General features: G+C 44.7%; 10 protein-coding genes. All 10 read left to right on the top strand.

Going from position 1 to position 10,702, the window contains the following annotated elements:
• The first annotated feature begins 637 nt into the window (after positions 1 to 637).
• The gene (locus MHH60_RS32885) at positions 638 to 790 is read left to right on the top strand and encodes a hypothetical protein (RefSeq protein ID WP_179088967.1); all 153 of its coding nucleotides are present in this window, start codon (positions 638 to 640) and stop codon (positions 788 to 790) included.
• Positions 791 to 948: 158 nt separating this feature from the next.
• Complete coding sequence (locus tag MHH60_RS32880) at positions 949 to 1,647, top strand: response regulator transcription factor (RefSeq protein ID WP_076138722.1); 699 nt, start codon at positions 949 to 951, stop codon at positions 1,645 to 1,647.
• Positions 1,644 to 2,648, top strand: a complete 1,005-nt coding sequence (locus tag MHH60_RS32875; protein ID WP_076138721.1) for a sensor histidine kinase — start codon at positions 1,644 to 1,646, stop codon at positions 2,646 to 2,648. Before MHH60_RS32880 ends, MHH60_RS32875 begins: the two co-directional genes overlap by 4 nt.
• Positions 2,649 to 2,881: 233 nt before the next feature.
• Positions 2,882 to 3,652, top strand: coding sequence for an ABC transporter ATP-binding protein (locus MHH60_RS32870; protein WP_036679832.1), 771 nt, complete (start codon positions 2,882 to 2,884; stop codon positions 3,650 to 3,652).
• Positions 3,627 to 5,573, top strand: a complete 1,947-nt coding sequence (locus tag MHH60_RS32865; RefSeq protein ID WP_076138720.1) for an FtsX-like permease family protein — start codon at positions 3,627 to 3,629, stop codon at positions 5,571 to 5,573. The genes MHH60_RS32870 and MHH60_RS32865 overlap by 26 nt, the downstream gene beginning before the upstream one ends.
• Before the next feature lie 147 nt (positions 5,574 to 5,720).
• Positions 5,721 to 6,677 carry a helix-turn-helix transcriptional regulator gene (locus MHH60_RS32860; RefSeq protein ID WP_076138719.1) on the top strand — a complete coding sequence of 319 codons (957 nt, stop codon included), beginning with the start codon at positions 5,721 to 5,723 and terminating at the stop codon, positions 6,675 to 6,677.
• A 105-nt stretch (positions 6,678 to 6,782) separates the two neighbouring features.
• Positions 6,783 to 7,241 carry an SRPBCC domain-containing protein gene (locus MHH60_RS32855; RefSeq protein WP_076138718.1) on the top strand — a complete coding sequence of 153 codons (459 nt, stop codon included), beginning with the start codon at positions 6,783 to 6,785 and terminating at the stop codon, positions 7,239 to 7,241.
• Between the two features lie 226 nt (positions 7,242 to 7,467).
• A complete protein-coding gene (locus MHH60_RS32850; RefSeq protein WP_036679839.1) occupies positions 7,468 to 7,722 on the top strand; it encodes a FeoA family protein in 255 nt (84 codons plus the stop codon).
• The gene (locus MHH60_RS32845; RefSeq protein WP_038568974.1) at positions 7,719 to 8,450 is read left to right on the top strand and encodes a FeoB small GTPase domain-containing protein; all 732 of its coding nucleotides are present in this window, start codon (positions 7,719 to 7,721) and stop codon (positions 8,448 to 8,450) included. The genes MHH60_RS32850 and MHH60_RS32845 overlap by 4 nt, the downstream gene beginning before the upstream one ends.
• Positions 8,428 to 9,837 carry a nucleoside recognition domain-containing protein gene (locus MHH60_RS32840; RefSeq protein WP_076138717.1) on the top strand — a complete coding sequence of 470 codons (1,410 nt, stop codon included), beginning with the start codon at positions 8,428 to 8,430 and terminating at the stop codon, positions 9,835 to 9,837. Before MHH60_RS32845 ends, MHH60_RS32840 begins: the two co-directional genes overlap by 23 nt.
• Positions 9,838 to 10,702 lie beyond the last annotated feature (865 nt).

Raw genomic sequence — 10,702 nt, 5'->3', positions numbered from 1 at the left:
AAAGTGCAATTAGAGTAAGTTTTGGAGTGGGCGATCTTCTTCCGGAGGAAATAGTCACTGATCAAGCTTTTTCAAGCGATAATTATGAGCTCCACACATCCGTTAACTGCATTTAGTACACTATTCCTCAGAATGCTCATTCAAAAGTTAGTTTAGTTGTATTTCGTGCAGTTAAATTTCCGGTTTTCCTTTAATTCCACTAGATTCACCCTTTTTAGTTGCACGAAGTGCAATTAAATGGCTTCTATGGACTATCTACGCAAAAATAAGCGTACAAAGTGCAATTAGAGTAAGTTTGTTGAGTGGGCGATCTTCTTCCGGAGGAAATAGTCACTGATCAAGTATTTTCAAGCGATTTTTATGAGCTCCACACATCCGTTAACTGCATTTAGTACAACTATTCCTCAGTATGCTCATTCAAAAGTTAGTTTAGTTGTATTTCGTGCAGTTAAATTTCGGGTTTTCCTTTAATTCCACTAGATTCACCCTTTTTAGTTGCACGAAGTGCAATTAAACGGCTTCTATGGACTATCTACGCAGAAATAAGTGTACAAAGTGCAATTAAGTCTGGATAAGCCGCTTGAGCTAAATCTGGATTGCATAGATCTAGCTGAGTTAGATTTTAGATCAGTTAGTTTTGGATCGATTAGCGGTAGATCGGTTAAAGTTGGATCAGCTAAAGCTAGGTCAGCTAGAGCTAGGTCAGCTACAGCTAAGTCAGCTAGACTTGGATCAGCTAGAGCTAGATCAGCTAGAGCTAGGTCAGCTAGAGCTAGGCCAGCTAGGCTAGGTCAGCTAGGCTAGGTCAGCTAGGCTAGGTCAGCTAGACTTAGATCAGCTAAATTCACCTTGATAAATCTAGGTGGATTCTTAAGTTGATCATTAGTACTCTTTTTGCATAATTTTCCTTGTCCATGTTACTGTATAACTGAACAAAGGAGTGAAAATATGGAGACGATTCTAATCATAGAGGACGATGCCAAGCTGGCAAGCTTGCTGAGCACGTACCTATCGAAATATGGGTTCCGTACAATTATTGTAGAGGATTTCAACAGGGTGCTGGAGACTTTTAATGAAAGCTCGGCTGACCTTATCTTACTGGACGTCAATCTGCCTAAATATGATGGGTTCTACTGGTGCCGCCAGATCCGTTCCCTCTCACTCTGCCCGATTCTGTTCATTTCTGCACGGGATAGTGGAATGGATCAGGTGATGGCGCTTGAGAATGGTGGGGACGATTATATCACTAAACCTTTTCACTATGAGGTTGTACTTGCCAAAATCCGCAGCCACATACGTAGAGCATACGGTTCATACTCACAGACTCAAGAAGAGCATAAACTCCAGTCTGGAGGTTTAATCCTCTATCCTGAACGATATATGATCCAATACGACGGGCACACGAGTGAGCTAACCCAGAAGGAAGCGGTTCTACTGGAAGCTTTACTGCTTAAGGAAGGACGAGTGGTTAACCGGGAGCTTCTGCTCGATCTCATGTGGAAGGATCAGCATTTCATAGATGACAATACATTAAATGTCTACATAACCCGTGTCCGCAAAAAGCTCAAGGATCTCGGTCTTGGCGACATTGTGGAAACCGTAAGAGGCGCTGGCTATCGGCTTAATGTTTCTAAGGATACGCCATGAGGCTTTTTTGGAGAGACCAGATCTCACTGATCCTATTCTATCTGCTTCAGATGCTGCTTATCCCTTTGCTGTATTGGCTGTCTGGTGAGAACCGACCGATCTCTATCATGCTTTATGGAATCGCCTTGAGTACCGTAGTTCTACTGCTATATCTAGGCTACCGATACGTTCAGCACCGGAGATTGTATGCAGCATTAAGCGAACCTATGGACATGCTCCAAAAACATCTTGTTTCCTTAGGAGACACTCCTCTTTCAGAAGCTATCCATGAATTATTGCAGCTGATTGACCGCCAGTATCAGGAGCAAGTGAATGCGCATGCGCGCCAGATGGATCAGCATATCGTATTCATGAATCGCTGGGTTCATCAAATGAAGACCCCGCTCTCTGTAATTCAGCTTACGCTAAAGGATCTTGAAGAGGAGGCTGCCGCAAGTATTCAGGAGGAACTGGAACGTCTGCGCGGAGGGCTGGAGATGGTCATCTACACTTCAAGACTTGACCGATTTGAAAATGATTTTCAAGTTGAACCGTTACTTCTGCGCAAAACCGTTAGTGAGGCGGTAGCCGAAAATCGCAGACTATTCATACGCCGGGGCATAAAAGTAGATGTACAGGTGGATGCCAATCTAGCAGTATATAGCGATGCCAAATGGTTAATGTTTATGCTGGCCCAAATCTTAACCAATGCCGTAAACTATACCTCCGGTTCTGGCAAGACCGTTACCCTCTCAGCTCAGCGTGTGGGCACCGACACGATTCTGGATATTACCGATCAAGGGATCGGCATTTCTCCTGAGGATCTGAAGCGGGTCTTTAATCCCTACTTTACGGGTGACCGCGGACGACATTATCATGAATCGACAGGGATGGGGCTGTATCTCGTCCGGGAGATTTGCAACAGGCTCGAACACAAGGTGGATATTCAGTCCCGGCTCGGGGAAGGAACCCGCGTGCGGCTTATTTTTAGCAACAGTGATCATCTACAGAAATACTATTGAGGGGACTTCGTCGTCATTATTCATGGCTTTGAAGCCTCCTTCTTCTTTATAGGCTACTTATCTCTCAACCCATCCTCCACAAGGAGAAAGGCGAACATAACCTTAACGTCTCTGTAAGGAAACCTTAAGGTAAATCCATAGCAGCTAATCTCTCGATCTTATAAATTATATACATAACCCGTCCCCCGGATAAGGCGGATGAAATCATTTTTGTATTGGAAGGAATGAATGATATGAACGTATTGGAAGTCAAAGGACTTCATAAGGTATACCCCGGCAAAATAGTGACCCAAGCCCTCACCGATATTCATCTTAATATTGAAAAAGGTGAATTTGTCGGAATTATGGGACCGTCTGGTAGCGGTAAAACAACACTGCTCAATATGGTATCCACAATCGACCAGCCGTCCTCTGGCGAAGTGAATATCAATGGGAGCAACCCTTATCTTTTGAATAAAAAAGAGCTTGCCCACTTTCGCCGAAAACAGCTGGGCTTTGTGTTTCAGGACTTCAACCTGCTTGAGACGTTAACCGTCGCCGAAAATATTGTGCTGCCCCTGACTTTAGATAACCGTAAGCTCTCACAGATGGAGATTTTGCTTCAAAGAGTCGCTGAACGCTTAAACATTACCGATATTCTGAGTAAACGCACCTATGAAATTTCAGGGGGACAACGTCAGCGGACCGCAATTGCCCGGGCGATCATCACCTCTCCTTCGATTATTTTGGCCGATGAGCCTACGGGTGCGCTTGACTCCAATTCTTCGCGGATGGTGATGGAATCGCTGGAGGATATTAATCACAAAGAAGGCACCACGCTAATGCTCGTAACACATGATCCACTGGCAGCGAGCTACTGCAACCGAATTGTTTTTATAAAAGACGGCAAACTAGCAGCGGAAATTCACCGGGGAGATAACCGTCAGGCCTTCTTTCAAAAGATTATCGACACACTTTCGTTCTGGGGAGGGAATAGTCATGAACTTTCCTCAATTCGCGTTTAATAATGTACGTCGTAATTCGCGCGCTTATTTTGCTTTTTTCTTAAGCAGTGCTTTTATGGTCATGATCTTCTTCTCTTATTCAGTCTTTATTTACCACCCTAGTATTACCAACATCACGCTGGGTGCGAATTCAGCCTCCGGCATGCAAATTGCTTCTTACATTGTGTTTATCTTTGCGTTCTTTTTCGTACTATATTCGATTAGTGCGTTTCTGAAAATGCGTAATCTGGAGTTCGGCATACTGATGATTTTAGGAGCACGCCCTGGCCAGATCAACAAGCTGATTCTTATAGAAAATATGCTGATCGGACTGCTCTCTATAGTAACAGGTGTGTCTTTCGGCATGCTTTTGTCCAAGTTATTTTTGCTGCTAAGCACGACAATTATGGGTATGGAGCCACTGCCCTTTTATTGGCCAATGAAGGCGTTAATGATTACCTCTATCTCTTTCATTTCATTATTTCTGGTCATTTCGATCTTCACATTATTGTTCATTCGTAAGCATCAAGTTCTTGAACTGCTTAAGGGAAATGTTAAACCTAAAAAAGAACCCCGTGTCTCCTTATTGTTCTCATTCTTTGGGCTTCTACTGTTGACCGTCGGCGCTCTCGCGATTCGGAAGCAATTGTCCCCGACCTCACTGTTAGTCGCCGCTGTCACAGGTATCGCTGGAACCTACTTTTTCTACTCTCAGTTATCTGTATTGGGCATTCGCTTACTAAAACTAAGACGCAAGCGGCTGTGGCGCGGAACCAATCTGCTGTGGATTTCCGAGATGAGTTATAAGATTAAAGACAATGCAAGAATGCTGTTCCTTGTAACTGTGGTTACCTCGCTTGCCTGCATGGCTTCGGGAATTCTTTTATCGATTAATCAAGCGAACTCAGACCTCTATAAAAAATCCCCATTCGCTGTGAGTTATACGATTTATGATCCGAAGGATGAAGCACCAGATTTAGAGCCCATTCACACTAAATTAAAGAATGCTAAAGTCGAGTATACAGAGAATAAAGTAGATCTGATCTCTGCTTCCATTCAAGGAATCGATAAGGAAAAAATACTTGGAATTGACCTGATCTCCCGCTCACAGTTCAATCAACTGGGCTTACAGATGGATGTATCCGAGGTTGGACCCTTGTCTGAAAAAGAAGCTGTATTACTGCTGAACCCACATATGGATTCACAGAATTATGCTGCTAATCGAGCGATTCATTTGAAGGTTCAGAAAGATGAGGAACTGATGTTAAAAGAAATACGAACACCAAAGGTACATCCAGTAGATCCAATGGCCACCTCACTTCTAATCGTAGATGACAACTTATATCATAAGATTTCTAATTCAACAGAGAAGTACACGAGACCTTATGTGAAATATCTATACAAAATCCCTGCATGGGACGGTCCTACACCTAATGACAGCTCAGCTGAAGCTGTTGTCACCAGAGACCTCATCCAATGGAATAAAGCTGCTAACAAGGCTAATCATCAATACAGCTCTATACTGGGATCGCGAGCAGACAGCTATCTCTCGACCAAGCAGGGAGCCGCCATGCTTAGCTTTATAGGGATTTTTATCGCTCTGATCTTCTCGCTTTCATCGGCCAGCTTTCTCTTTTTTAAGCTTCATACTGAGCTCAATACAGATAAGCAAATGTATAATGCTTTGTCCAAAATCGGTTTAAGTACTAAAGAAATGTCAGCTTCTGCTACCAAACAGATTTCAGTACTTTTCTATATTCCGATTATTATTGCCACCATTCAGACCCTTGTCGTGATACGCCCGATACTGAAACAGATTAATATCACAAATGTAACTGTGCCCGTGCTTACTACATCTGCTGTATTTCTGGTTGTGCAAACTATCTATTTCCTTATTGCGAGATCACGGTACATTCATAGTCTCAAGAAAATAATGGTGTAACGATATGTCGAAAAGAATCATAACCCTGGATGTACTTCGCGGCTTGGAACTTATGGCAGCACCAAAAGGTTCTCTAGCTGATCAATAGGCAATTTGCTATAGTTAGTGAACTATTACTAATTAATGAAGCAAGGAGGTTCCTGATTTATGTCCAAGGCTGATCACATGTTATCCATTCTCTGGATGCTCAAGCAACGGGGAAGAACCGCCGGGGAACTAGCAGAAGCGCTAGAGATCAGTGTCCGCTCTGTCTATCGTTACATCGACGCGTTATGCATCAGTGGCGTACCCATTATCGCGGATAGTGGACCTGGTGGTGGCTATAGCCTTCCGGAGCATTTTTCCGAGGCCCCGTTATTCTTTGACTCCGACGAACAGCGTTCCCTCCTGCAAGCCGCCTCCTTTGCGCGGGGAACTGGATATCCTTATGTAGAAGCTCTAGATCAAGCAATCGCCAAACTGAAACGATACAGCAATGCGCAGCAATTAGAACAGATGGAGCGCCATGAGAGCGGGATAGAAACCATCCACTCCCCTGCTGTGCCGCTTTCCCACCTGCTGCAAGAGCTTGAATTAGCGACGGCGAACGGACATACCCTCCAGATGGAATATCGCAAGGGAAACGGGGAGACGATTTCTTCCCGCGCTATTGATCCTTATGGACTTGTCCTGTGGAAAGGGCAATGGTACACCGTTGCTTATTGCCATCAGAGGCAAGAAATTCGGTCTTTCCGAGTCGATAGAATGACTGAGCTGCACCCTACAGAAGCTCTGTTTGCCCGTCCAGCTGACTTCTCTGCACGTGATTTTTTGTTAAAAAGCTTGCTGCCCACACCAAATACTCCAGAGAAACTCATAGCAGTAGTCATCGCCGCCGATGAAGGAATCCTTAACGATCTATGCAGTCATTGGCTGTTTGGACATACGCTGGTCCAGCGCATTGACGGACAAGCCCGCTTTCAAGTCGATGAGACCTCCTTACTGACTTATGCGCCTTACTTCTTGTTGCCTTATGGATCAACACTACGAATCCTAGAGCCTTTAGCTCTGAAACAAAAGCTGTCCGCTATAGCTACCGATCTGGCAGCTTATTATAAAACTTAAAATGATTATTTTAGGATCACTGACCGTAGTTGTCAGTGATCCTTTTGTATAGTGTAAATAAGTCTAAGGGAATAAATGATTGTACAAACCAAGGAGGAATAAGGAATGAAAGAACTTCACTATGAATTTTATATTGGCGGAACACCTGAGCAGGTATGGGAGACTTTGATCTCTCCCGAAGGTACTAAACAGATTTACTACGGGAGTGTAATCCAATCCACCTTTAAAGAAGGCGAATTGCTGGAATACGTTGGTCCCGGTGCAGATGGCGATGAAACGATACATGTATATGGGACTCTGCTGGAGTTCACTCCACAAAAAGCGTTTCGTTTCACGCATAAGGTCGGCCCCTCCTATCATAAGGGTACAGAAAGATATGAATCGCGTATATCTTGGCTGCTTGAACCGGTGGGTGGAACTACTAAGCTTTCGCTTATCCACGATGAATGGCATCCTGATGATCCTTCATATGCTGGCAGTATCAACGCCTGGTGGCAGGTTCTGAGTAATATTAAAACCTTGGTCGAGACCGGACTTACACTTGATTTTGGCAGCCGGTCGTAATTTTACTGCTAATTTGGAATTAAGCTCAACCCTGCGGAAAAGAGCGTACAAGCCCTCTTTCGTCAGGGGCTTTTTTTGCTTAATTTTATTTTGCCTAAGGGAAACATTCTTGTTGCAGGGACAAAGTTGTTACCATATACTAATGTTGTGCCAGACTACAAGAAATGTTCTAATACACAAAATAAAAACCATAGGCGGTAAAAATATAAATGAAAGAAGGGATCTCATGACTGGAACAACTATTCCTTTATCAGAAGCTGCAAAGGGTAGCACGCTGCGCATCAGCGACATTGAAGTCCAAGGTGTGCTTAGAAGAAGATTACTGGACCTCGGGTTCGTAGTCGGGAATATCGTAGAGGTGTTGCGGCGTAGTCCATTAGGAGATCCTATAGCTTTTCGGGTAAGCAATACGACCATTGCACTGCGTAGAGAAGAAAGTTCTTTAATATTCGGAGAATTAATTGGAGGTGTAGAAGCATGAGTCAGTTCACCGTCGCTTTTGCAGGCAATCCTAACACTGGAAAAAGCACACTATTCAACCTGCTAACCGGCATGCGACAGCATACTGGAAACTGGGCAGGTAAAACCGTCATTACTGCCGAAGGCGAATTCAAACACAATAACCATTCATACCTCGCGGTAGATTTACCAGGAACGTACTCCCTATACTCAAATTCCGCGGATGAAGAAGCGGCTAGAGATTATATTATTTTTGAACAGCCAGACGTGACACTTGTAGTGCTTGACGCTACTTCGCTGGAACGTAATCTCAATCTTGCCTTGCAAGTGCTGGAGATTACCGGACGGGCGGTTGTCTGCATCAACCTCATTGATGAAGCACGTAAGCTGGGCATCGACATCAACCTGAAGAGTATCTCCAAACGTCTCGGCGTACCCGTCGTTGCGATATCGGCACGCAATAAAATCGGGATCGATGCCTTATTGGATCAAGTGGAGCGAGTGGCTACAGGCGCATTCACAGCGCAGCCGTTGCGCATTAGTTACAACGAAGAGATCGAACGGGGAATTGCCGAGCTTACACCATTGGTAGAGCAAACCATCGGCACCAAATATCCCGCTCGCTGGATTGCACTGCGCTTATTGGACGGTGATGACAGCCTGCTTACTTCACTCAAAGAGCATATGAAAAGCAAGGATTTACCCGAAGCAAAGGAGGTCATCGGCCATGGAGTCACTGCCTATCACTAAGGGACCTGACGCTCTAGATTCCCTATTGTCTACCGCAAAAAAGCTCGCTGACGGCGGAGCCATTCGGGATGAGATTGTCAGTGGTATATACGGGGTATCTGCAGGCATCTGCGGGGATGCAGTTACTTATCGGGATAAGAAGAAACTGAACAACACTTATAAGCTGGATAATATCGTGACCTCCAAAATTTGGGGTTTTCCCATCATGCTCGCCATTCTCGGTGTCGTATTCTGGATTACGATTGCCGGGGCTAACTACCCTTCTAGCTGGCTCGCTTCCTTCTTTGGCTTCATCGAAGGGTATCTGACAGCGGGATTTGAAGCTCTCCATGCCCCAGCTTGGCTGCACGGCGTGCTTGTGCTTGGCTTGTATCGAGGCACCTCATGGGTAATCAGTGTCATGCTGCCACCAATGATGATCTTTTTCCCCGTATTCGCGTTGCTTGAGAATTTCGGGTATCTGCCACGCGTAGCTTTTAACATGGACCGACTGTTCAAAAAATCAGGTGGTCATGGCAAGCAAGCTTTAACCATGTCCATGGGCTTCGGCTGTAACGCGGCCGCTATCCTCTCCACACGAATCATCGAATCGCCGCGTGAACGAATGCTGGCTATACTGACCAACAATTTTGTCCCTTGCAACGGCCGCTGGCCCACGCTGATTTTATTGTCTTCCTTATTTATGGCAGGAGCCGCTACGACAGGCGCGCTTCGTACATTCACCACTGCCTCCGTCCTAATGGGAATGGTTCTAATCGGCATCATTGTTACCTTGACTGTTTCCTGGGTCATGTCCAAAACTGCGCTGCGTGGGGTTCCCACACATTACACATTGGAGCTTCCTCCCTACCGCCGTCCACAAATCTGGAAGACCATACTTATTTCCTCCAAAGATAAGTCCCTTAACGTACTTACTCGGGCTATCGTCGTTGCTGCCCCTGCCGGGATTATCACTTGGATTCTAGGCAATCTGTTTATTGGCGGCGATTCTGTACTGAATCATATGGCTGCATTCTTTGATCCGTTCGCACATTTGCTCGGCATGGATGGCTTTATCATCATGGCCTTTATTCTTGGACTTCCTGCGAATGAAATCGTATTGCCTATCCTGCTTATGGGCTATATGTCCTCAGGCGCTATGGTTGATATCGACAGCTTAGGCAGTATCAAAGATGTCTTTCTCTCACATGGCTGGACCTGGTTGACCGCACTCAACATGATGCTGTTCTCCCTGCTACACTATCCTTGTGGTACGACACTCGTGAACATTTACAAGGAAACAAAAAGCATGAAGTGGGCCGTTCTCTCAGCAGTCATTCCGCTGGGTATCGCCATCGGAGTAACCTTTGCTGTCGCTCAGCTTGCCCGGTTATTTGGGTGGGTGTGACGAGGGCGAGGTAGGCTTGCGATCTAAACTCAAGTGACATCGTCTAACTTTAACTAACTTTTAACTTTAACTAACTTTATCTGACTTCAACTAGCTTCAAGTAACTTCAAGTAACTTCACAACTAACTTCAACTGATTTCACAACTAACTTCAACTGATTTCAACTTACATCGCAAAATTTATCATTAACTCACTAAATTCACCTTAATCACATCACCCAAATTAACCTTGCTACACGGAATTCACCTTACTTTACCTTACAACATCTAAAGTTCAACTTGCTTCCCTTTGCAACACCCTACAATATCTAGAGTTCATCTTGCTTCACTTTGCAACACCAACAATAACTAGAATTTGCTTCACAAAGTCCCGCCCACTTTGAAATCATATTTAGGGAATTTCTCCCTCAAATCCGAACTTTATAGGTACACATTGAACTTATTGCGGAATTTCTCCCTAATAATCGTACTTTATAAGCACACATTCGACTTTTTGCGGAATTTCTCCCTAATAATTAGCCGATTATAGGCAAAAAGGGCAATTTCCGCAGAATTTTAGGGAGGAATTCCCCAATTATCGCTAATAATGAGTAAAACACGATAAAATTAGGGAGGATTTCCCTAATTATTGATTCTAGATGATTCCGAGCTACACTTGAGTACTAGATCAGCACTAGACCTGCATCGCCCTTCCACACATACAAGCACTAGACCTGCATCGCCCTTCAGCACACACCAGCATTAGCATCAGCACCTTTTCCGCCCACCAACAAATTCCGCCACTGATCCACCAACACAAACTGTCATCGTCCGCCACCCCATATCACACTAGCACTCTCACTAAACTTGCGCCCCCTTCCTTACAT

This window comes from Paenibacillus sp. FSL H7-0716 (assembly GCF_038002705.1).
Taxonomy (GTDB): Bacteria; Bacillota; Bacilli; order Paenibacillales; family Paenibacillaceae; genus Paenibacillus_AQ; species Paenibacillus_AQ odorifer.
This window is presented reverse-complemented; position numbering and strand designations above follow the sequence as displayed.

What these genes read in the sequence shown, in the direction of transcription:
- MHH60_RS32840 (WP_076138717.1), top strand. Translation starts at nt 8,428, where the DNA reads ATGGAGTCACTGCCTATCACTAAGGGACCTGACGCTCTAGATTCCCTA.
- MHH60_RS32850 (WP_036679839.1), top strand. Translation starts at nt 7,468, where the DNA reads ATGACTGGAACAACTATTCCTTTATCAGAAGCTGCAAAGGGTAGCACG.
- MHH60_RS32855 (WP_076138718.1), top strand. Translation starts at nt 6,783, where the DNA reads ATGAAAGAACTTCACTATGAATTTTATATTGGCGGAACACCTGAGCAG.
- MHH60_RS32845 (WP_038568974.1), top strand. Translation starts at nt 7,719, where the DNA reads ATGAGTCAGTTCACCGTCGCTTTTGCAGGCAATCCTAACACTGGAAAA.
- MHH60_RS32880 (WP_076138722.1), top strand. Translation starts at nt 949, where the DNA reads ATGGAGACGATTCTAATCATAGAGGACGATGCCAAGCTGGCAAGCTTG.
- MHH60_RS32875 (WP_076138721.1), top strand. Translation starts at nt 1,644, where the DNA reads ATGAGGCTTTTTTGGAGAGACCAGATCTCACTGATCCTATTCTATCTG.
- MHH60_RS32870 (WP_036679832.1), top strand. Translation starts at nt 2,882, where the DNA reads ATGAACGTATTGGAAGTCAAAGGACTTCATAAGGTATACCCCGGCAAA.
- MHH60_RS32860 (WP_076138719.1), top strand. Translation starts at nt 5,721, where the DNA reads ATGTCCAAGGCTGATCACATGTTATCCATTCTCTGGATGCTCAAGCAA.
- MHH60_RS32865 (WP_076138720.1), top strand. Translation starts at nt 3,627, where the DNA reads ATGAACTTTCCTCAATTCGCGTTTAATAATGTACGTCGTAATTCGCGC.